18 protein-coding genes are annotated in these 20,943 nt (G+C 67.1%); 7 read left to right on the forward strand and 11 right to left on the reverse strand.

Going from position 1 to position 20,943, the window contains the following annotated elements:
- Positions 1-4: 4 nt before the first annotated feature.
- The 3 genes from tssF to tssJ all read left to right on the forward strand — a co-directional run bounded on the left by tssF (position 5) and on the right by tssJ (position 3,643).
- The gene (tssF, locus tag KS03_RS08710; protein WP_012733877.1) at positions 5-1,819 is read left to right on the forward strand and encodes a type VI secretion system baseplate subunit TssF; all 1,815 of its coding nucleotides are present in this window, start codon (positions 5-7) and stop codon (positions 1,817-1,819) included.
- Complete coding sequence (tssG, locus tag KS03_RS08715) at positions 1,816-2,937, forward strand: type VI secretion system baseplate subunit TssG (protein WP_012733876.1); 1,122 nt, start codon at positions 1,816-1,818, stop codon at positions 2,935-2,937. Before tssF ends, tssG begins: the two co-directional genes overlap by 4 nt.
- Before the next feature lie 169 nt (positions 2,938-3,106).
- Positions 3,107-3,643, forward strand: a complete 537-nt coding sequence (gene tssJ, locus KS03_RS08720; RefSeq protein ID WP_275990888.1) for a type VI secretion system lipoprotein TssJ — start codon at positions 3,107-3,109, stop codon at positions 3,641-3,643.
- 125 nt (positions 3,644-3,768) lie between these two features.
- Here tssJ and KS03_RS33055 read toward each other — a convergent pair whose 3' ends face one another.
- Positions 3,769-3,903, reverse strand: coding sequence for a hypothetical protein (locus KS03_RS33055; RefSeq protein WP_254984546.1), 135 nt, complete (start codon positions 3,901-3,903; stop codon positions 3,769-3,771).
- Positions 3,904-4,033: 130 nt separating this feature from the next.
- Positions 4,034-4,882 (reverse strand): hypothetical protein, encoded by an 849-nt coding sequence (locus KS03_RS08725; protein ID WP_127913902.1) that lies wholly within the window; start codon positions 4,880-4,882, stop codon positions 4,034-4,036.
- Positions 4,883-5,341: 459 nt separating this feature from the next.
- On the opposite strand from KS03_RS08725, the gene KS03_RS08730 reads away from it, so the two are divergent.
- From KS03_RS08730 to KS03_RS08740, 3 genes are all read left to right on the forward strand, one after another.
- Positions 5,342-6,499 carry a zinc-binding dehydrogenase gene (locus KS03_RS08730; RefSeq protein ID WP_012733874.1) on the forward strand — a complete coding sequence of 386 codons (1,158 nt, stop codon included), beginning with the start codon at positions 5,342-5,344 and terminating at the stop codon, positions 6,497-6,499.
- 392 nt (positions 6,500-6,891) lie between these two features.
- Complete coding sequence (locus tag KS03_RS08735; protein WP_012733873.1) at positions 6,892-7,527, forward strand: HAD hydrolase-like protein; 636 nt, start codon at positions 6,892-6,894, stop codon at positions 7,525-7,527.
- 107 nt (positions 7,528-7,634) lie between these two features.
- Entirely contained in the window at positions 7,635-8,420 is a 786-nt protein-coding gene (locus KS03_RS08740) for an aldolase (protein ID WP_012733872.1), read from the forward strand.
- 50 nt (positions 8,421-8,470) lie between these two features.
- Here the strand turns inward: KS03_RS08740 and KS03_RS08745 are convergent, their stop codons facing one another.
- The 5 genes from KS03_RS08745 to KS03_RS08765 all read right to left on the reverse strand — a co-directional run bounded on the left by KS03_RS08745 (position 8,471) and on the right by KS03_RS08765 (position 14,946).
- On the reverse strand, positions 8,471-8,809 hold the full coding sequence (locus KS03_RS08745; RefSeq protein WP_012733871.1) for a VF_A0006 family four-cysteine protein: 339 nt from the start codon (positions 8,807-8,809) through the stop codon (positions 8,471-8,473).
- Positions 8,810-8,971: 162 nt separating this feature from the next.
- Positions 8,972-9,502 (reverse strand): hypothetical protein, encoded by a 531-nt coding sequence (locus KS03_RS08750; protein WP_012733870.1) that lies wholly within the window; start codon positions 9,500-9,502, stop codon positions 8,972-8,974.
- Positions 9,489-11,300: a TIGR02594 family protein gene (locus KS03_RS08755; RefSeq protein ID WP_012733869.1), complete on the reverse strand. Its 1,812-nt coding sequence runs from the start codon at positions 11,298-11,300 to the stop codon at positions 9,489-9,491. Before KS03_RS08755 ends, KS03_RS08750 begins: the two co-directional genes overlap by 14 nt.
- A 37-nt stretch (positions 11,301-11,337) precedes the next feature.
- The gene (locus KS03_RS08760) at positions 11,338-11,889 is read right to left on the reverse strand and encodes a hypothetical protein (protein WP_017424560.1); all 552 of its coding nucleotides are present in this window, start codon (positions 11,887-11,889) and stop codon (positions 11,338-11,340) included.
- 3 nt (positions 11,890-11,892) lie between these two features.
- A complete protein-coding gene (locus tag KS03_RS08765) occupies positions 11,893-14,946 on the reverse strand; it encodes a type VI secretion system Vgr family protein (protein ID WP_012733868.1) in 3,054 nt (1,017 codons plus the stop codon).
- 121 nt (positions 14,947-15,067) lie between these two features.
- On the opposite strand from KS03_RS08765, the gene KS03_RS31160 reads away from it, so the two are divergent.
- Positions 15,068-15,628: a hypothetical protein gene (locus tag KS03_RS31160; RefSeq protein WP_127913903.1), complete on the forward strand. Its 561-nt coding sequence runs from the start codon at positions 15,068-15,070 to the stop codon at positions 15,626-15,628.
- An 11-nt stretch (positions 15,629-15,639) separates the two neighbouring features.
- On the opposite strand, the gene KS03_RS08770 is transcribed toward KS03_RS31160, so the two are convergent.
- The 4 genes from KS03_RS08770 to KS03_RS08785 form a co-directional block, all read right to left on the reverse strand.
- Complete coding sequence (locus tag KS03_RS08770; RefSeq protein ID WP_012733867.1) at positions 15,640-16,665, reverse strand: aldo/keto reductase; 1,026 nt, start codon at positions 16,663-16,665, stop codon at positions 15,640-15,642.
- A 548-nt stretch (positions 16,666-17,213) separates the two neighbouring features.
- Complete coding sequence (locus KS03_RS08775) at positions 17,214-18,638, reverse strand: glycosyl hydrolase family 28-related protein (protein ID WP_012733866.1); 1,425 nt, start codon at positions 18,636-18,638, stop codon at positions 17,214-17,216.
- A 371-nt stretch (positions 18,639-19,009) separates the two neighbouring features.
- Positions 19,010-19,828 (reverse strand): FkbM family methyltransferase, encoded by an 819-nt coding sequence (locus KS03_RS08780; protein ID WP_017432528.1) that lies wholly within the window; start codon positions 19,826-19,828, stop codon positions 19,010-19,012.
- 107 nt (positions 19,829-19,935) lie between these two features.
- Complete coding sequence (locus tag KS03_RS08785) at positions 19,936-20,919, reverse strand: aldo/keto reductase (RefSeq protein WP_012733865.1); 984 nt, start codon at positions 20,917-20,919, stop codon at positions 19,936-19,938.
- Positions 20,920-20,943: the final 24 nt, after the last annotated feature.

The following is a 20,943-nucleotide window of genomic DNA, read 5'->3' on the forward strand; positions in this document are numbered from 1 at the left end:
ATCAATGGAAAACGACGACCCGATTCTGCGCTACTACGAGGCGGAAATGCGCTATTTGCGCGAGTCCGGCAGGGAGTTCGCGAAAGCGCATCCCGATCGCGCGCGCCTGCTCAACCTCGATCGCGTGGGCGACCGCGATCCGTATGTCGAGCGGCTGTTCGAGGGCTTTGCATTCCTGACCGGCCGGCTTCGACAGAAACTCGACGATGAACTGCCGGAGCTCACCGAGGGACTCGTGAGCCTCCTATGGCCGCACTATCTGCGGATGATCCCGTCGCTGTCGGTGGTCCAGCTGATCCCGCTCGCGGACAAGCTGCAAAAAACCGAGATCGTGCCGGCAGGCGTGCCGGTTCGCTCCGCGCCGATTGCGATACCGCCGCCGGCCGGCGCCGATGGCTCGGTGCCGAAGACGGTTCAGTGTCTATACCGAACCACGCAGGCCGTGACGCTGCAGCCGCTTTCGATCACGCATGCCGGCCCGAGTGTGCGCCATGACGGCCGTTCGGTGATCCGGATCGGGTTCGCGCTCGACGGGTCGGCGCGCCGCAACGAAACGGACCTGACGCGACTGCGCGTGCATCTGAATGCGGATCTGCCGACTGCGTTCGCAATGCATCTCGCGCTTACGCGCCAGGTCGATGCAATCACCTGGCGCATTCCGGAAATCCGCGACGGCGAAGCGGTGCCGCTCTCCGGCGTCACGATCGAGCCGGCCGGTTTTTCGACCGAAGAACGGCTGTGGCCGAAGGCCGAGGCGGCTTTCTCGGGCTACCAGCTGCTGCTCGAGTATTTTACGTTCCGCGAGAAATTCCTGTTCGTCGACCTACGCGGAGTCGACATCACGAAGCTGCCCGCGAGCGCGACCCGCTTCGAGCTGGAAATCGTATTGAAGCAGGCCTATCCGTCGGACCAGCGCTTCAGCGCCGAGAACCTGCGCCTCTTCTGCAGCCCGGTGATCAATCTGTTCGAACTGGATGCCGAACCGATCGTGATCGATCATCACGAAACCGAATATCGCGTGGTGCCGGCAGGTCATCAGGGCGGGCATGTCGAAACCTACTCGGTCGACGCCATTGCGACATTCGACCATGACACGGCCGAGCGATACGAATACGTGCCGTTCGCTACCTTCCGGCACCGCGGCGGCATGTTGCGGCACGAGGCGCCGGAGCGCTATTTCCATACGCGCGTGCGACCGGGTGTGTCCGGGCTGCACGAAACCTGGGTGATTCTCGGCGGTCATGCCTGGGAGACCATGGACACGCTGCCCGAGGAAAGCCTGTCGCTGCGTGTGACGGGCACGAACGGACTGTTGCCGCGCAAGGGGCTGCGTGAAGCCAGCCTCGACGAGCTGGCGGCCAGCCCCCCGAACGTCGCGGGCGTACGCAACCTCGTGTCGCCGACCTTGCCGCTGTATCCGCCGACCGAAGACCGTTTCCAGTGGCGCGTGTTATCGCATCTGGCGCCGAACTTCCTGTCGATGATGAATGCGGAAGTGCTGCGCGGTGCACTCGCACTGTACGACTGGACCGACGACGAGCTGAATCGCCGCCGGCTGGCCGGCATCCGGTGGGTCTCGCAGGAGCTCATCGAGGAGGTGACGGGCGGCTCGGTCGAGCGTGGCGTGCTGATCGAGGTGACGCTCGATTCGCATGCGTTTTCGGGCGAGGGCGACGTGATGCTGTTCGGCGAGCTGCTGCACCGGTTCTTCGCGCAGTACGCGGAAATCAACCTGTTCACCAAGCTGTCGATCGTGAGCCTGCCGTCGCAGACCCGCACGATCTGGCCGCGCAGCAAAGCGCAGCGGGCTCCGCTATGAGCGCGCGCGAACCGAAGGAAGTCTCCTTGGGGGACGAACTGCCGAATCTCGAGCCACTCGTCGCGTCGCTGCTCGCTCGCGCGCCCCGCATGAATTTCATGCAGCTGTGTCGGCTGCTCGAGGCGCAGGTGCCGGATGCCCCCGGTTTCGGCACGCGCGACTCGCTCGAGCATGAGCGGGTGCGTTTTCGGCCGCGGCCCCGCCTGGGCTTTCCGGCCGGAGAAATGGCGTCGGTCGAGCTTGACGACGCACGGCCTGACGCGCCGCCCACCATACGGACGACGTTCATGGGTCTGTACGGCGTCGACGCGGCGGTGCCGGCGCACATGATCGACGAGATCGTGCGGCGGGAGGAGGGGCATGAGGCGGTTGAAGCGTTTCTCGACCAGTTCAACCACCGGTACGTCACGCTGCTATACCGCGCTTGGAAGAAGTACCGCTATCCGGAAAGCTTCCGCGCAGGCGGCGCCGACGCGCATTCCCGCAATCTGCTGTGCCTGGCCGGGTTCGGCTGGGGCGACAAGCCGCGGCGCGCCGGTCTGCCGGATTCGCGGATGCTCGCGCTACTGGGGCTGCTGATCCAGCATACGCGCACGCCCGAGGGCCTCGCCGGCGTGATCGCGCTGGCCGTGCCCGGCGTCGGCGTACGCGTCGACGAATTCTTTCCGGCGCTCACGCGTGCCGGACAGCCGCGGCCGCTGACATCCACGGGCGAAGCCGCTGCGGCGGAAGACGGGGCGCGCCGGGGGCTGGGGGGCAGCTACGTGCTCGGCCGGCGCATCGCCTACCGCAGCCGCGCGGTGCGAGTCACGCTGCGCCCGGCTGATGCCCGGCAGGCCCACGACCTCCTGCCTGGCGCGTGGCTGCATCGCGAGCTGATGGCGTTCGTGCAACTGTACGTGGGGGTGAAAGCCGACGTGCACCTGCGCATGGAGATTTCCTCCCGGCTTGCGCCCGAGCCTGCCATCGGCCCGGCCTCAACCGGTCCGGCGCCGCGCCTTGGCTGGACGACCGTGCTGCGCGCCGCCGAGGCACGCCTCGTCAACATCGCACTCGGCGTCTACGAGGCATTTCCCACGCCCGCGCCCAATCCATATTTGGCTGCACGACATGGCTGACCGGGACAAGCTCATGAAACGTTCGGGCGCCCGCCCAGACCGAACTTCAGCGTGGCGAACCAGGCCGCCATGTCGAAGGCGCCCGTCGTCGATTTCTCTTCATGCGGTCCGGGCCAGTCATGCCGGGGCTGCCGAATCTCAACGCATCATGCCGGATCGAGGAGTTCCGATGCCTATTCGTGTCACTCTTTCAATTCTTGCGTCCACCTTGCTGCTGTCGGCCTGCGGCGCATGGCAGGCTGTCTCGGACGCCTCGTCGAGCACGTATCACGCCGTGTTCTTCAAGCAGACGAAGGTGCTCAACGTCGATCTTTCCGCCCGCGAAGCCTTGAATCCGGACGACGCCGGCCGCCCGACGTCGGTTGCCGTGCGCATATACCAGCTCAAGGACCGGAAGATATTCGACCAGGCATCTTACGAGGACCTACTGAGGAACGACCGGACCGTGCTTTCTCAGGATCTGCTAACGAGCATGGCATCCGTGATCAACCCGGGCGCGTCCGCAAGCTTTACACAGCGGATGCAGGCCGATACGAAGTACGTGGCCATCGTTGCGTTCTATCGAAATCCGGGCAACGGCGACGGCTGGAAATACGTGATCGAGAAAAAGAAGCTCGACGCTGACAAGCCGCTTAAACTGGAACTGGTTGACCAGTTGCTCATTGACGCTCGCGGAACCCAAAGCCCGGCGTCATACATCCCGTGACCAGGCCGGGCTTGTGCATGGCAGGCTCCACCGTGTTGCGCCTCGACAGCATGCGCCCGTAGTGGCTCCGAACCAGACATTACTAAATAGCCGTAACATTCAAAAAGTCGATAATTTACCTTATGTCAAATTGCATGATGGCTATCAACCAGCTGACCTCCGCCTGTTACGCCCGTCACCAGCATGGTGTGCAGCGCAGCCAAACGGCGTAGATTCCGATTCAGAAACGCCAGCGCCTTCAGGTCATTGATGGCGCGCATTTCCTCGATTGGATCCGCGATCGGCTGCGCTGCCTACGTCGGCTAAGCCTTCCTCAGATCCTCGGCGGCCTGCTCGATCATCTCGCGCATCTTCTCGAGTTCGGCCTGCCTGCCGGAATGCGGCGTGCCGTCAGGCCCGGCCGGCCACCTCTGCCTGCCGAACGACTCGCCGATAAACGGTGGCATGCCCATCGGCGCGAAATCGTCCAATGAGACCGTCTCTTCGCTGGCACCCGGTGTGCGGCGACGGCGGCGCCGAGAACGCGCTCATCGACGTGGCCGACGATGCCGCCGGCGACCGGCTCGAAGGCGACGCCGCAGAGCTGCCCGACGCACTCGCCGACGACAGCCGCCGCACGGGGGCCTCCAGCGGCGGCAGGCGCTGGCGCCCGGCACCGGCCGTCGCCGCCGGCAACGGCCGGGCCGGTGATCGCGAGGCCGCCGGCGCTGGCCCATAGGCACGCTCTAGCGCCTGCTGGCTGACCTTCACGCCCGCATCGAGCGCGCTGTCCACGCGCGCCCGGAACGCGGCCTGCTCGCTCGCGCCGCCGGACCCGGCGGGCCGGAGGCTTTCGGCGATCGCCGCCTGCAGTTCGGGATCGTAGGCGCGCTCGAGCGCCTGCTGGCTGACCCTAGCGCCCGCGTCGAGCGCGCTGTCCACGCGTGACTGGAGGCTGGCCTGAGGTTCGGCCGGCTGGCCGCGGCCGTCTTCGGGCATCGCGGCCAGGCTCGCCGCGATACCGGCCGCGAGTGCCTCGTCGTCGGCTTGTTGCAGCCCTTGCTGGCTGACGCGGCGGCCGGCCTGCAGGGCGCTCGCGAAGCGGGCCTGCTGCGGCGTCAGCATGGCGGCATGGCGCACGCCGGGCTCGCCGCCGCGCGCCATGCCCGCGAGTCCGGACAGCCTTGAATCGGGCCGGCCCTGGCGCGAGGGCTGCGGTGGCGCTTTCGACTCGGCCGGCTGCCGGTCGGTGGGCGACAACGGGCGGCTGAGGTCGGTACTCGATAGGCGTGTCGGTTTCATTGCAGTTTCGGCTAGGTTCCGCGGTAGGCCGCGATGGCGGCGGCGGTGCCGGCGCATTTGCGATGCGCGCCCCGCCCGCTGCGACACCGCCAGATATAACAGCCGCCGCGGCCCGACGCGGCGAGCGCCCGAAGCCGCGAGCCGCACGGCGAACTTCCGGTGCGACGCGCGGCCTGCTTCGCCCCGGCAGCTGCGAGCCGCGCCGCCGTCCGCGCAACCGCCGGCGCCGGCCTTGCTGCGCCGCGCCTGGGGCCGCGCGCGACCGCGGCGTTCATTTTGTCGGTTGTGATTCGCGCGCGGCGGGCCGACACTGCGAGGTATGCCGGCCGGGTGTCCTGCCCGCCTACCGCTTGCCACGCATCGGGCGCCGCCGCCCGCCGCCTTCGCTCGTCGATCTCCACGGAGCCGCTCACCGACATGTCCACCGATCTCTCCCGCGTTCCCTCCCACGGCCTAGAACTGCGTTCGCTGATCACCGCACGAGGCGAATTGCGGCTCTGGCTCGAACGCGTGCCCGTCCCGCCTCCTTCCGCCGGCGAGATCGTCGTGCGCATCGAGGCCGCGCCCGTCAATCCGTCCGACATCCTGGCGATGCTCGCGCCTGCCGACCTTGCGACGCTGGCCCGCGAGGCCAGCGCCGACGGCGCCACGCCGGTCACCACGGCCGCCGTTCCCGCGGATCGGCTGCCCACGGTGAGCGCGCGCCTCGGCATGCCGCTCGCGATCGGCAACGAGGGCGCCGGCACCGTGGTCGCGGCTGGCGAGCAGGCGCGCCATCTGCTCGGGCGCCGCGTCGCGCTGCGCAGCGCCCAAGGCACCTACGCGCAGTACCGGCTGGCCGCGGCGGCCGAGGTGATGGTCCTGCCCGACGGCACCGCGGCCGAAGCCGGTGCGTCCGCATTCATCAATCCGCTGACGGCGCTGGCGATGCTCGAGACGATGCGCACCGAGGGCCACACGGCGATCGTCCACACGGCGGCGGCCTCCAATCTCGGGCAGATGCTGGTGAGGCTCTGCGCGGCCGACGGCGTGCCGCTCGTCAACGTGGTGCGCAGCCCCGCGCAGGCGGCACTGCTGAGCGGGCTCGGCGCGCAATGGGTGCTGGACAGTTCGGCGCCCGATTTCGACGAAGCCCTGGTGGCGGCGCTCGACGCCACCGGCGCCACGCTCGCGTTCGACGCGATCGGCGGTGGCCAGACGGCGCAACGGCTGCTGGTCGCGATGAGCGAGGTGGCCACGCGCCGCATGACGCGCTACGACCGCTATGGCTCGCCGACGCACCGGCAGGTCTACCTGTACGGCACGCTGGACCCGAGCCCGACCGTGCTCGACCGGCGTTTCGGGATGGCCTGGGGCGTCGGCGGCTGGCTCGTGACGTGGCGCCTGCAGCAGTTCGGCCCGGCGGTGGTGCAGCGCATGCGCAGGCGCATCGCGTCCGAACTCGGCAGCACGTTCGCGAGCCGCTACCACGAGCGGATCACGCTCGAGCAATTGATCGATCCCGATACGATCCGCCGCTTCGCGAAGCGTGCCACGGGCGAGAAATACCTGGTCGTGCCGGCGTCCGGCGCCTGAGCCCCACCGCGAATCGCCGCGGCGGCCCGGCCTGGCGAGCGGAATTCGCGAGCGGCCGGGTCGGCGCTGGCAAACCAGCCCCGAGCGGCGCGTGTCCGGCCCGCTGCCGCGCCGCCCTCGCCGCACGCTCGGCGCGGCTGACCGAGGCACGCCAGCCGGCCCGCCGATGGCACGGCTTGGCGCTGGTCCGGCGCGGGCTGGCGCTTGACGCCAGGCCGGCGGCCCGGGAAGATGGGGGCTCCCTGAGCGGGCATGCCGCATGCGGCGGCCCGGCCGCTGGACCTGGCCCTTCGTTGGCGGCAGTGGTTCGCCGACGGCTGCGGCCGCCCCGCCCCACCGTGCTCGTGCTTCCACCCTTGCCTTCCCGGCAGCGCCCCGCGCCGCCTTCGCCGATGACCCTACGCCTCGCCCTGTTCGATTTCGACGGCACCCTCGCCGACTCCTACCCCGTGTTCGCCGACGCGCTGAACGGCCTCGCGGCCCGCCACGGCTTTCGCCAGACCGCCGGCGAGGACCGGCGCAGGCTGCGCGGCCTGAGCGCGAGCGAGGTGCTGCGCGAGCTGGCGCTGCCGATCTGGAAAGTGCCGGCCGTGCTGTCCGACGCGCGTCGCGTCATGAGCCAACGAATTCACGAGGTACGGCCGTTCCCGGGCATCGTGGCCGCACTGCAGGCACTGATCGACCGGCGGATCGCGGTGGCCGTGGCCACCTCGAACTCGCGGGACAACGTGCGAGCCGTGCTCGGCGACGCGCTCGTCGAACGCTTCGCGGCCGTCGAATGCAGCGCGTCGCTGTTCGGCAAGTCGCACCGGCTGCGCACGATCCTGAAGACCACCGGCACCGACGCCGCGCACGCGATCTATGTCGGGGACGAAATTCGCGACGCCGAGGCGGCCGACGGCGTCGGCCTGCGCTACGGCGCGGTCGGCTGGGGCTATACCGACCTCGACGCGCTGCTCGCCAGGCGGCCGCATCAGGTGTTTCGCGAGCCGGCGGACCTGCTCGCGCTGGGCGCGGGCGTGGCCTGAGACGGCCCGGCCCGCACCGACGAGGGCACGATCACGCCCGCACGATTTGCGTCGCCGGGTTGGTAAGCTTATGCCTTTGCGTTTCCAGTTCCGCGGAGGACAGGCAGATGGCCCATCAGCTCACTAGCGGCGCCGCGCCGGACGGCCGGCGCACCGGGCTCGACTCGGACGCGGTGCGGACCGCGCGCATCGAACTCGCGGCCTGCTTTCGGCTCGCCGCGCAACACGGCTTCGAGGAAGGCATCTGCAACCATTTCTCGGCGGTGGTGCCGGGCCATGACGACCTGTTTCTCGTGAATCCTTACGGCTACGCGTTTTCGGAGATCACCGCGTCGCGACTGCTGATCTGCGATTACGACGGCAACGTGATCGAGGGCGAGGGCCAGCCCGAGGCCACGGCCTTATCGATCCATGCGCGGCTGCATCGCGCGCTGCCGCGCGTGAAGGCGGCCTTCCACACCCACATGCCGAACGCGACGGCGCTGTGCCTGCTCGAAGGGCCGCCGCTGCTGTGGCTCGGGCAAAGCGCGCTGAAATTCCATGGGCGCACCGCCGTGGACGAGCAGTACAACGGGCTCGCGCTCGACGCCGCGGAGGGCGACCGGATCGCGGCCGCGCTCGGCGAGGCCGACGTGCTGTTCCTGAAGAACCACGGCGTGATCGTCGCGGGCGCGAGCATCGCCGAGGCCTGGGACGATCTCTATTACCTCGAGCGGGCGGCCGAGGTGCAGCTCAAGGCGATGCAGACCGGCCGCCCGCTGCAGACGGTGCCGCGCCATATCGCGCAGCGCGCCCATGAACAGATACGGCTTGGCGATCCGGCCAGCGCGCGGGCCCACCTGGACAGCGCGCTGCGCCGGCTGCGCGCGGCCGGCAGCGATTTCGAGCAGTGAGCGATGGATGGGGGCCGGCTGCCGGGCCGGCTGGCGGCGGCAGGCTCGGTTCAGTCGAAATGGTCAGAATCGGTGCTCTGCCGGCGGCACGCCTGCACCACCGGGCCGATCGCGGCGTTGCTCTGCACGCCAGGCAGATGCGCGAGCAGGCAGCGATGAAACGAAACGTCGGTGGGCGTGAGCATGGCCCAGCGCCGATAGAGGCGATCGCACGAGGCGCGGATCATCTCCACCACGTTGCGGTTCCAGGTGTTCGACACCGTATTGAGAATGCATTCGTTGTAGTTGGCCTCCTCGTTGAATGCGAAGGCCGCGCTGGGCGCAGCGGCCAGTGCGGCCAGCAGCACGATGCGGGTCGCTGCCCGAGGGACCGGATGGATCGATTTCATGAGCGCTCCGCCGGAGCAAGCGTGATGTCGGACGGCGATGATAGCGTTGCGTCAGCGCTTTGACAGCTTGCAGCGCAGCAAGCCGCGGCGAGCCGTGCCCGGGTCCGGCCGCGCGCGTTCATGCCCTCGTGCCGGGCGGGCTCGGCGGACCACCCCGGCGCGTCACGGCTGGCACGCCTCCATGCCCACTTCGATGCCCTGCAACTGCACGCGCCCGTTCTCCTTCACGAACGAGAAGCTCATCGCGCGCGTGCGCGCGCCGGCGATGCAGGTATGGCGCTCGTCGTCGAAGCTGAACATCGACACGCAGCGGTTCGCGGGAAACACGCTGGCTTGCTTGACGGCATCCGGATGGCGATCGCGCCCCGGGTAATAGAGGTAGTGCGAGCTGTGCTCGGTGCGGAACGGCGCGAAGTATTCCGGATGCTGGCTCGCGTACACGGCGAAGCTGCGCGCGCGCGTGGGGCCGTCGGCCTTCGCCAGCTCGGGGCGCATCAGGTCGACGATGTTGGTGTCGAGCCGCATGTCGGGTGCCGCATAGGCGGCGAACCCGTCGGGCGACGGGAATTTGGCCCAGAAATCGGTATCGAGCTTCGTCACCTCGGCCTGGGTCAGGCAATCGGCGCCGGCCGCGTGCGCAAGCGGCACGGCGCCGCCGAGCAGCGCCGCACACAGCAGCTCAGCGATCCGCATTGGCCTTCTTCTTGGAGAATGCAATGTGAAATTCCTCGTTCAGTTTTTCGGGCGTCGACACTTCGAGTTTGGCGCCTTTCGCGAGTTCCTCCTTCGCGAACTTCAGGTAGGTGGCGGGCACGTAGAAGCCCTTCAGCTCAGCGGCCTTCTGCTTGCCGAAGTTGATCGCATCGCTCTGGTTGCCGCCCAGCAGGATCGGCGAGCCGGCGCTGGTCTGCGCATAGACGAACGCTGCATGGCCACCCTTCCTGTGCTTGTAGACCGCGATGGCGCCGAACACCGGCTTGTCGATCTTGACGAAGTTCTTGCTGTAGCGAAACGACTGCGAATCCATCGGCGCGGCCGTCTTCGGATACTTCGCGCTCTGCAGGCACCAGTTGACGAACGACGCGCACCACGGGTTGCTGTCGCCGACCAGCGACTTCAGCGAACCGCCCACTTCCTTGTGGTAGTTGATCGTCTTGGTGATCACGTTCTCCTTCTGGCCGTGCCAGAACTTGGCCTGCTGCAGCGCGAACTCCATCCACGGCGCCTGCGGCGAGCTGGCCGGCACGAACGCCACCGGATGCCCCTGGCCGAGCTTGCTGCGGTCGAGCACCACCGAGCTGTCGGCCGTCGGGGCGGATGCCGCCGGATGGGCGGACGCCGCGGCGGCCGGCGCGGCCTTGGCTGCGGCCGGGGCCGGGGTGGCGCCGCCGGCGGGCTTCGCGAAGTCGTCGATGCTGACGGCGTGGCCCTGCGTGCCCGCCGACGAGGACGCCGGCGCCGGGCTGCTCGCGGTGGACGCGGCGCTCGCGGACGCGGCGTGATGCTTGGCAGCCGACTTCACCGCGCTCGGGTTCGGCGGCGCGGCCGGGGCATCGTGCGGCTTCTTCGCGTTGATCATCAGATAGTCGCCGGCGAAGATCCGCGTCGACTTCAGATGGTTGTCGGCCTGCAACTGCGCGACGCTGACCTTGAACTTGTGCGCGATCTTGCCGAGCGTGTCGCCCGACACGATCCGGTAGCGAAAGCCGGGAATCGCCTCGTGCCGGACCGTGTCCTTCGCGTAGTGCGTGCTGGTGGGCGCGGTGGTCTGGAACAGGTCGTGGAAGAACACGTAGGCGGACGAAACGTTCTGCGTCGTGATCTGCCCGATCTGCTTCATGCCCTCCTTCGCGTGATCGACGAGAAACTGGATCTGCTGCCCGGCCGACTCGATCGGCAGCAGCGGCAGCTGGCCGAACGCGTTGGTGGTCAGCTCGGTCTTCTTCGCGCCGGCCTGCACCGTCACCTTCTGGTTCGCGATCGGCTTGGCGCCGTCGGACAGCGTGACCGACGCGGTGCGAATCCAGCGTTCGTGGCGCGTCTTGATCCGCGCGTTGTAGCCCTCGTGCTTCTCCATCACGGTCATCATCGACTCGAGATCGGCGTCGCTCATGGTATTGAGCACGCGCGTGCGGGCAAAGCCGGTGCCGCTGCAGATCGCCTGGATGTACGCCTCGGTGTTGTTCTCGCTGGGCGGCGCGTACACCTGCAGCGCCTCCGAGATCGACATGTCGTTGTACTTGCGGCGCAGCAGCGCCTTCTTCTCCGCGCGGCCGGTTTCGTAGTCGGGGAAGATGAAGAAATTGCCGCTCGCGGTACTGCCCACGCCGATCGAGGTCTTCACGTATTTCGACTTCGGCCGCAGGTTGCCGGGATTGTTGAAGCGCCAGGCGATGGTGCCGCCGCTGCGCAGCAGGATGTCGCCGTTGTCGGCGACGTACTGCACGGTCAGCGTGGCCTTGTCGTGGGTCGCGGAGATGAACTTGGTCATGTTCGTCGGGAAGCGGATGGACGCAACGCGTTCGGGATCAGTGCAGCGCCTTCGCGGTCTCGGCCAGCGCGCGCTCGACGGTGTAGTTCTGCTGCTCGCTATAGGCGCCCTGCGCGATCGGCGCGAAGTACCAGCGCCATTGCGCCTCGTCGCCCTCGGTCAGCCGGTAGGTCCGGGTGGTCACCGCGGCGGGCCGGTTGTAGCCGTGCACGGCGTCCTTGTGAGCGGTCACGAGATAGGTGTTGGCGCCCTTCACCGCCACCACCGCGTCGGTCAGGATCTCGCCGCCGCCGTTGAAGGTGCTGAAGTTGAGGCGATAGTCGTTCAGCTTCTTCGGATCGTCCACGATCGGCGCGAGGTACAGCGTGTTGTCGCCGGCCTGCACGTAGAACGCATAGTTCAGGTAATGCAGGCGCGAATTGTCGTCGAGCACGCCGGCCACCATCATCAGCTTGCCGCCCTTGATGTCCCAGCGCGTCGCGCCGCTCTGATACTGCTCGGCGTGGGCCGCGCCCTGCCCCAGCATGCCCAGCGCGGCGGCCGCGAGCACCACGGCCGTCAGGCGCGAGCCGGACTTCGTCTTCGTCATGGCTTACTGCTCTCCTTCACTAACCTTCTCCAGCACGGTCTGCGTCAGCAGGGCCGCCAGATGCTGGGTATCGATGAACTGGCCTTCCTGCTCCTCTGCCGGAAGGAAATACGGATCGTCCTGCGGGCTCAGCGTGGCGTCGCTGTTGATGCGCACGGCGTCGTCGGCATCATCGGCGTGCTCGCTGCTGCCCGGCAGCGACTCGCCCGCGCCGCCAAGCGTGCTGCCGGCCGCCATGCCCGGCGGCGGAACCACGGCCCCCGCTGCCGACGGCGCCGCGGCGATACCGGCGGGGTCTGCGCTCGGGCCGTCGGCCGGCTCCGAACCGGGCGTCTCGGCCACCACTTCGTGGGTCTCCCATTTGCCGGTGCCCACCTTCAGCACCAGCGTCTGCGCGGCGTCGACGAGCGTGCGCGGCAGCCGGCCGTCGGCCGCGATCTGCCCGGCCGCCAGCACCTCGCTCGCGGTGTTGACGATCTGGAACGGCTTGTTGGTCCAGCCGATGTCGTCGGCAAGCTGGTCGGCGCCGAAGGTCGCGAAGCGCAGGCTGTGCTTGCCGATCAGTTCGCCCTGCGGCAGCGGCGGCAGCGGGTAGTGGGTTCCCTGCGGACCGGCGAACAGGTGCTCGGCGCCCTTCACGTCGACCTTGCCCGGCGCATGGATCTCGATGTTGCCGTCCTTGATGCGAATGTAGGCGTTGCCCGAGGTCAGCAGAATTCCGTCCTTCGCGGCCACCTCGACGCCCGCGCCGGAGGACAGCACCTTCACGGTCTGCTGCGCGGTCACCTCGACGTTGTCGGAATGGGCCTGGATCTCGACCTTGCCCTTGCCGGCGAACAGCTTCATCCCGGCGCTCTGCACGAACAGGCTCAGCTTCTGCGCGACGCTCGCGATCAGCGACTTGCCGGCCGCGAGATGCAGGCTCTCGCCGCTGACCAGGTTGATCTGCTGGTCCGCATGGATCTGCGCGGCCTGCTGCGTGGACAGGCCGATCCCGGCCGGACTGCCGAACATCATCACCGGCTCGGCGAAGGCATTCGCCTTGCCGGTGCCGCCGCCGGCGGTGCGCCCGCCCAGCACAGCGCCCGCGGCATCGAGCCGGGTCGCGTCGAGCAGCGACTTCAGCGCCGCGCGCCCGCTGTCGAGCCCCTCGGCGTGATGCTCGACGCCGGCCTGCGAGAGCGTATCCATCAGGCTGCCGGCGCTCTCGAGCTGCCGCTGCGTCTCGCCCGCGTCGAGCGGCTGGCTCGCCGCGCCCTTCGCGTGGGTGGTCACGTACAGGCCGCGGTTGGCGCGCACCGCGCCGTAATGATCGGTGCGCAGGTCGAAGCCGCTGCCGAGATAGTTGCCGCGCAGGTTGCCCTGCTGGTCGATCAGGTAGCCCAGGTGCAGCGCCGTGCTGCCGACGCTGCTCGCGAGCTTGGCGCGGTTCTGGCCGGTGGCGTCGTCCATCACCAGCTCGTTGAAGCCGCTGCCCGCGTATTCCTTGGTGCGAAAGCCCGACAGAATGCCGTTGCTGTGCCACTGCGGCCGGGTCTTGCCGTTGAACACGCGAAACAGCACGATCGGCCGGTCGCAGTCGCCGCCGAAATAGCCGACCCCCACCTCCTCGCCCACCCGCGGCAGGTGCACGCCGCCGTAGCCGCTGCCGGAATCGGACTGCGCCACGCGCAGCCAGCACGAGGCGCGCTCGTCGCCGTCGTTCTGGCGGTCCCAGTGGAACCGCACCTTGACCCGGTTCAGCTCGTCGGTATACACCTCCTCGCCGCTCGGGCCGACCACGGTGGCGGTCTCCAGATGCATCTCGGGCTTCTCGTGCTCGAGCGGGCTGCGATACGGAACGGTCGTGCGCTGCGCCTCGATGTCCACGTGATAGAAGCCGGTCGAGCCGTCGGCGTGCATGACCGTCTGCGCCTGGCCGCCGCTTGCCGCGCGCGCGAACTCGGGCGCTTCGGCGAGACTGTGCGGAAAACGGAAATCGGGGATCGCCACGTTGTTCTGGATCGTCCACTGCACGTCGATCGCCACGAACTCGCGCTGCTGGGCGCGGTCGCGATCGTGCTCGGGGTGGCCGTGCAGCACGAAGCGGCGGCCCGCATCGATCGCGCGCACGCCGCCGCTGCCGTGGAAGCGCTTGGCGCGCGATTCCCATTCCTCGACCTGGATCTGCGACAGCGATTCCCCGCGCTCGTGCTCGGCGTAGGCATAGGCGCCGGTGTATTCGTACACCTCGAGCTGTTGCGGCAGCTCGCCCTGATCGGCGCGCGTGGGCAGCGTGGTGCCCTTCGGGTTGTACGGCGTGGAAGGATTCTTGTAGTCGAACGTGCGCGTGGTGTGGTGGGCGCTCTGCAGCACGCGCGAGCTGGCCCAGTGGCCCAGCGCGTCGGCCTCGACATGGGTGCCCTGGCGCTGGAACCAGACGTCGAACGGCGCCGGCGTCGCGTACAGCGCGTCGACGATCACCATCGTCTGCGAGCTGCCGTCCGACGCATATTCCCAGTAGCAATAGAGCCCTTCGGACTCCATCAGCCGGTGCACGAAGTTCCAGTCGGTCTCGTGCTGGCGGCAATACGAGCGCGTCGGCAGCTTGCGCGACAGATCGAAGCGAAAGCGGCCCTGCAGCTGCGGATGCCGGTTCAGCACGTCGGCGATGATCGCGTCGGCGGCCTGGTCCTGCCAGTAGCGCTCGTCGCGCCGGTAGCGCAGGAAGTGCAGGGCCGAGGTAAAGCGCAACTGGTAGAGCGTCATCGCGCCGTCCGAGCCGAGCCGGCGCACCACCAGCACGTAGCCGTGCACCGGCCGATAGCCGCCGTCGCCCTGCTGGATCCACAGCGTGACTGGCTGCGCGATCAGCGCCTTCAGCTCGAGGTTGCTGACCGTCGAGACGACGTCGAGCGTCCACTCGACGTCGCGGCCGAGCCGGGCATGGCCGACGGCACGCGAAACGATCAACGTGTCGGCCGGCAATGGCGTATCGAGTTTGAGCAACCGGTCCTGTTGAAGCAGACCGCCGCGTAGCGCGGACATTATCGATTGAATATCCACCTGCAATCCCATTCTTATTCGCGTTGTGGCGTGCCCCCCCGGGCCACGCGATTCTACGCACCCCGGAAACAAAATGCCAGACTGTTGCAAGCAGATTTGAATAATTCCTTTAAATCCGACCGCTCGGCATGGCGTGCTGCCGGAGATTCGACCGGATCGCCGTCGCGGCACTCTAAAAACGGGAATAAATTGCCGACTCTCGAGCGCGATTAAGTATTTATTTCCTATCTGTATTGCGGCCGCGATGCAGCCGCAATCGGGCGCCAGCGCGCCGTCAGCGGTGATTCGTCAGATTTTTGGAAAATCGTCGGCCATGCCGGCGCGATTGCCGGGCAGCCCATCAGGATCGATGCATTTCCCGTTTCGTTTTCGGAATCATCGAATTCGAAATGAATCGGCATTCATTGAATCGATGGTGAATCGATCATTTTCGATTTATTTGCCAATTTATTTCGTTTCAAACCGGGAAAATGGCGAATTCGCCCAAGCCGAGCCGACGGGAAAGGCGCGCCGCCGCATGCGGCCAGGGCGGCGGCGCTGCCTTCCATTAGGGTTAATCCGAGCGAATTGGATCGGGCCGGCGGCCATCGCGGCCGCCGTGATCAAGCCGGCGAGCAGAACAGGCATATGCGCCGCGCCAAACCGGCAGCCGAAAAACGCCCGACAAATGCCTGAAATGCCGCCCGAAACATGATGCCGGCCGCCTCACACCGGTGCAGGATTGCGCTCCGCGAACCCGGCCTGATGCCAGTACGGGTAGGCGGGCTCGACCCGGCTCGCCGCGTCGAGCCTCGCGACCTGCTCCGGCGTCAGGTTCCAGCCGATCGCGCCAAGGTTCTGCCGCAGCTGTTCCTCGTTGCGCGCGCCGATCAGCACGGTGGCCACCGTGGGCCGCTGCAGCAGCCAGTTCAGTGCGATCTGCGGAATCGTCTTGCCGGTCTCGGCGGCCACTTCGTCGAGCGCGTCGATCACGCGGTACAGGTAATCCTCCGGCACCTGAGGCCCCTTGTCGGCGGTCTTGTGCAGCCGGCTGGTGGCCGGCAGCGGCTGGCCGCGGCGGATCTTGCCGGTCAGGCGGCCCCAGCCGAGCGGGCTCCACACCACGGCGCCCACGCCCTGGTCGAGGCCGAGCGGCATCAGTTCCCATTCGTAGTCGCGCCCCACCAGCGAGTAGTAGGTCTGGTTCGCGACGTAGCGCGGATAGCCGTAGCGATCGGCCAGGTCGAGCGACTTCATCAGGTGCCAGCCCGAGAAGTTGGATACGCCGACGTAGCGGATCTTGCCGGCACGCACCAGGTCGTCGAGCGTCGAGAGCACTTCCTGCACCGGCGTCTTCGCATCGAAGCCGTGCAGTTGGAACAGGTCGATGTAGTCGGTCTGCAGGCGCTTGAGCGCCGCATCGACCGAGTTGATCAGGTGAAAGCGCGACGAGCCGACGTTGTTCGGGCCGTCGTCGAAGCGGAAGGTCGCCTTGGTCGAGATCAGCGCCTTGTCGCGGCGGCCCTTCAGCGCCTCGCCCAGCACCTGCTCGGAGGCGCCGCCCGAATAGATGTCGGCGCTGTCGAACATGGTCAGGCCCGCATCGAGGCAGATGTCGACGAGGCGGCGCGCCTCGTCCACGCCGGTCTCGCCCCACGCCTGGAAGAATTCGCCCTTGCCGCCGAACGTGCCGGTGCCGAAGCTCAGTACCGGAACCTTGAAGCCTGATGCGCCGAGATGTCGATATTCCATGTCCGCTCCCGAAAGTAGGTTGTCGCGCGCGCGGCGGCCGGGCCCGCCTCGACTGGCGGGCGCCGCGCAGCGCCGGAGTGTTAACCTACTGCAACTTCGCGATGCGTGCAGTCCCGCGCGACTGCCCCGGCGCACGATGCCGGTCGCGATATCGGCCTCGCGCGGCAAACGCGCCGCCCACGGCGCGAAAGCGGCGGCCACCCGGGCCAGCGGCAACAGCTTGGTGCCCGACCATTCGCGCGACAGCGGCGCCGGCCGCCGAGCGTGAACCGCAGCCCGGTGCCACCGGTGCCGCGGCTGCGCCAGGCGTCGATCCGCATGAACGGCTCGAACACGGGCTCGAACACGCTGTCGAGCGAGGCCTCGGGAATCCTCGGGCCGCGGTCGAGCACGGCGACCAAGGCCTCGCCGCGCGGCGACAGGGTGAGGATCTCATCGCGTAGCGGCGCCAATCGCACGGCTCGGAGCAAGCCCCGGTCGAAACAACCAATCGTCCTAGATGCAAGGGCGATGGCATGCCGTGCTTGGCGTTTCCGAGCGATACGGAATCAGTCGATGTCCCAGGCGCCGACGAAGCCGAGATTCACGACATTCGTCATGGCCTTGAGTACCTGCACCGTGCCGTCCAGATTGACACGTCCCGGCGCGATCCCGTCGCCATCGCTGCCGCCCGAATAAACCACCACGATCGGCGTCGACAATGCCGGCACGTAACCTTGCGAGATCGTCGCGACCACGGCGCCGTAGGCAACGGCACCGGCTGGCTGGCTGATCGAGCCGTTGATGATACAGCGCTTCGCTTTCTTGCTCAGAACGGCGTTGGACGTCCACCCGCTCGACACCAGCAATTGAACGGGCGCGCGATAAGTCAATGGAGACCAGTCCCCGGCCCTATTCGCGCTCAAATACGGATTGCCGTGAATTTCCGTATTCAGTGCCACCGTTGCATGGATGCCGTAACCGCCGTTGTTGCGGATGATGGTGTTGTCGGCCACCGTCAGCAGCACGGTCGGATCGTCCACCCGGATCGCGTCGCCTTGGCAATTGAAAATCTCCGGACTGCCAATCGAGACGACGCCCGCGTTCCATCTCTTGATATAAATCGCATTCTCGACGGCGGAGCCCATGAAGCAGTCGATGAGAATTTGTCCATTTCCGGCATTCTCGCAATCCACGATGATGTCATACGTCGTATGGTCTCCTAGACCATCGAAGGTTGCACCATCGGAAATAATGATTTCCCGATTTTGCTGATTGTTGAGCGTGTTGTCGATCGCCAGCCCTGCATAACTATTGCCGAGAATTTCCACGTTGCTGCCGATGAACAGGCCGCCGAACCCACCGCCACACCGGATACCGGCCGCACCGCAGTAATTCAGATAACCATTCGACAAATACAGATCCGCGTTGGAGGAGCGGTCGTTTCCTGTTACGGATAACCCGTTGTATTGGCACTCAACGCCGAAATCGTTGAGCCAAACCTCGTGGCAGCCGTCAAAAAAATAGCCGTTCCATAGCGTGCGGCCTCCGTCCATGCCGTCGGCAATCACCTGGTCGACGAACGAATCCGAAAAACGCTGCATGCGCAGCGCGTAGCCCTGTGTCATGGTCGTGCCGGACGTTACGCGAAACCCTGAGAGCAGCCAGTTGTTCTGGTTGTTGGTGCCGTCTCCCAACACGATCAGGTCGTCGGCGGTAGCGGCGCCGACGTATTTCAGGACTGACGCATAGGCATCGCCGCGGATAGTGATACCGCTGCCCGACTTCTGCAATTGCTGATCGAACAGATAAGTGCCGGCCGGGATGTAGCCCGATTTCGTGTCGGACAACGCGTCGAGCCAGGCCACGAGCGCGGCCGTGTCGATCGTGACGCCATCGCCCTTTGCTCCGAAATCCTGAGGCGTGACGGGTAGATCGCCCGTCTGAGCGCTGCCGGCGGCCGCGGCCCGCTGCTTGATTGCTTCGATATCCATTTGACTCCTCGCTGTATTTCGTTAACTCAACATGCCTGGCACATATCGAAATGTCCGACACCAGCGACAATATCGTTCGACCGGGAATGGCCCTCTTGATGACTCGAAATCAGACTGCAAATAAAACCCAATCCGGCATTGATCGTAAAAAATGAAATTCCCGCGTGAGCCAAGAGTCATGCGATCACACTCGACGATCGATGCCCTTGATTTTATTTTTTTACGCAAAGATTGACATTTTCACCCATCCTCAGATGGTGCCCGGCGCCGCAAAGCACCGCGGGAATTGCATCGTCCGGCCCGCCCTTGAGCCAGTCGCGAACGGGCGTGCCGTCGGCCCGCATCGGTGCCGGCGCACGACGCGGGCCGCCTCACACGGCCGGCTCGCGGCAGAACACGAACATCGGGCTGGTGTGATGATGCGTGTCGCCCGGCTCGGTATCGATATCCACCAGTTCCAGCGCGTAATCGGACTTGCGCAGGAACACGCGATAGCCGTAAGGGTGGGTCGCCTGCACGCCGGCCTGGAACGGGTGCCGCAGATCGCCGTACAGCTCGGCGATGATCGCCCGCGGCGGCGCCTCGGCCAGCGTGAGGCGCGCGCCGGCGAGCGCGTCCACCTCGGCGCCCTCGATATCGAGCTTCCAGACGTCGAACCCGCCGTGGGCCGCGCGCAGCGCGTCGATCGTGGTGGTGCCCACCTCGATGCGCTGATGCTGGTCGCCGAAGATGGACGGGAACAGCGCCAGCACCTCGTCCTTCAGGCTCGATCCCTGGTTGTGCGCGAGCGAAACCGTCATCGCGGCGCGGCCGGTCTCGCCCGAAATCGCCTGGTCGACGGCCACCACGCGCCCGGCCGGCAGCGTCGCGAGCCGCGCGAACAGCGCCGGAATCGGCTCGGCGGCGATCACGCGGCGCGCGCCGGTTTCGAGCAGTTCGAGCGCCGTCACGCCGATGTTGGCGCCGCCATCGAGCACCTGGTCGCCGGGCTGGACGAAGCGGCGGAACAGCGCGCGATCCACGTCGCCCTGCGGATAGCGCAGCTCGAGCAGCAGCGACGCCGCGTAATAGCGCTCGTGTCGGTTCGACAGGTCGAGCGTGATGGGAATCGCGCCGATTTCGAAGCTCACCTTGCCGCTGTCGCGGATGTTGGCCTCGATGTCCGTGTACAGAATCTCCCGCTTCGACATGGCGCGCCCTTCGGTTGGATGAAGGCGCACATTATGCCGTACCTGCCGCGTTGCTCGGCGCGCCAGCGCATCCGCCCGGTGCCGATCCGCCGCCGCTGCCTCCCGCTTCAGGCGGTGAAGCCGGCCACCGCATGCGGCACGTACGGGGCCTCGAGCGCCTCGATCTCGTCGTCGTCGAGCTTGAGCGCCAGCGCGGCGAGCGCATCGCTCAGATGATGCGGCTTCGAGATGCCGACGATCGGCGCCGTCACCGCGCTCTTCTGCGCGACCCAGGCCAGCGCGACCTGCGCGCGCGGCACCTTGCGCGCGGCGGCGACCGACGCCACCGCCTCCACCACGGCCTTGTCCGCCTCGACGGTGGCTGCGTAGAGGCGCGTGCCGACGTTGTCGGTTTGCTGGCGCTCCGAGGTCTCGTCCCAGTTGCGGGTCAGGCGGCCGCGCGCGAGCGGGCTCCACGGAATCACGGCCACGCCCTGCTCGGCGCAAAGCGGCAGCATCTCGCGCTCTTCCTCGCGATACAGCAGGTTCAGGTGGTTCTGCATGCTGACGAACTCGGTCCAGCCGTTCAGGCGCGAGGTGTAGAGCGCTTTCGAGAACTGCCATGCGGCCATCGACGAGGCGCCGATGTAGCGTGCCTTGCCGGCCTTCACCACGTCGTGCAGCGCCTCGAGCGTTTCCTCGATCGGCGTGGTCGGATCCCAGCGATGGATCTGGTACAGATCGACGTAGTCGGTGCCGAGCCGCTTCAGGCTGTGGTCGATCTCGGTGAAGATCGCCTTGCGCGACAGGCCCGCGCCGTTCGGGCCGGGCCGCATGCGGTTGAACACCTTGGTGGCGATCACCACGTCGTCGCGCTTCGCGTATTCGCGCAGCGCGCGCCCGACGATCTCCTCTGAGGTGCCGTCCGAATAGGTGTTCGCGGTATCGAAGAAGTTGATGCCGGCCTCGATCGCGGCGCGGATGATCAGGCGGCTCGGCGCCTCGGGCATCGTCCACGCATGGTTGCCGCGCGCCGGATCGCCGAACGTCATGCAGCCGAGCACGAGCTTCGACACTTCCAGGCCCGTCGCTCCGAATTTCACGTATTCCATGTCCCACTCATCCACCAGGTTGAC

This window comes from Burkholderia glumae LMG 2196 = ATCC 33617 (genome assembly GCF_000960995.1).
GTDB lineage: Bacteria > Pseudomonadota > Gammaproteobacteria > Burkholderiales > Burkholderiaceae > Burkholderia > Burkholderia glumae.

Coding starts and splice junctions, on each gene's coding strand:
- tssF (WP_012733877.1), top strand. CDS start 5: ATGGAAAACGACGACCCGATTCTGCGCTACTACGAGGCGGAAATGCGC.
- tssG (WP_012733876.1), top strand. CDS start 1,816: ATGAGCGCGCGCGAACCGAAGGAAGTCTCCTTGGGGGACGAACTGCCG.
- tssJ (WP_275990888.1), top strand. CDS start 3,107: ATGCCTATTCGTGTCACTCTTTCAATTCTTGCGTCCACCTTGCTGCTG.
- KS03_RS33055 (WP_254984546.1), bottom strand. CDS start 3,903: ATGCGCGCCATCAATGACCTGAAGGCGCTGGCGTTTCTGAATCGGAAT.
- KS03_RS08730 (WP_012733874.1), top strand. CDS start 5,342: ATGTCCACCGATCTCTCCCGCGTTCCCTCCCACGGCCTAGAACTGCGT.
- KS03_RS08735 (WP_012733873.1), top strand. CDS start 6,892: ATGACCCTACGCCTCGCCCTGTTCGATTTCGACGGCACCCTCGCCGAC.
- KS03_RS08740 (WP_012733872.1), top strand. CDS start 7,635: ATGGCCCATCAGCTCACTAGCGGCGCCGCGCCGGACGGCCGGCGCACC.
- KS03_RS08745 (WP_012733871.1), bottom strand. CDS start 8,809: ATGAAATCGATCCATCCGGTCCCTCGGGCAGCGACCCGCATCGTGCTG.
- KS03_RS08750 (WP_012733870.1), bottom strand. CDS start 9,502: ATGCGGATCGCTGAGCTGCTGTGTGCGGCGCTGCTCGGCGGCGCCGTG.
- KS03_RS08755 (WP_012733869.1), bottom strand. CDS start 11,300: ATGACCAAGTTCATCTCCGCGACCCACGACAAGGCCACGCTGACCGTG.
- KS03_RS08760 (WP_017424560.1), bottom strand. CDS start 11,889: ATGACGAAGACGAAGTCCGGCTCGCGCCTGACGGCCGTGGTGCTCGCG.
- KS03_RS08765 (WP_012733868.1), bottom strand. CDS start 14,946: ATGGGATTGCAGGTGGATATTCAATCGATAATGTCCGCGCTACGCGGC.
- KS03_RS08770 (WP_012733867.1), bottom strand. CDS start 16,665: ATGGAATATCGACATCTCGGCGCATCAGGCTTCAAGGTTCCGGTACTG.
- KS03_RS08775 (WP_012733866.1), bottom strand. CDS start 18,638: ATGGATATCGAAGCAATCAAGCAGCGGGCCGCGGCCGCCGGCAGCGCT.
- KS03_RS08780 (WP_017432528.1), bottom strand. CDS start 19,828: ATGTCGAAGCGGGAGATTCTGTACACGGACATCGAGGCCAACATCCGC.
- KS03_RS08785 (WP_012733865.1), bottom strand. CDS start 20,919: ATGGAATACGTGAAATTCGGAGCGACGGGCCTGGAAGTGTCGAAGCTC.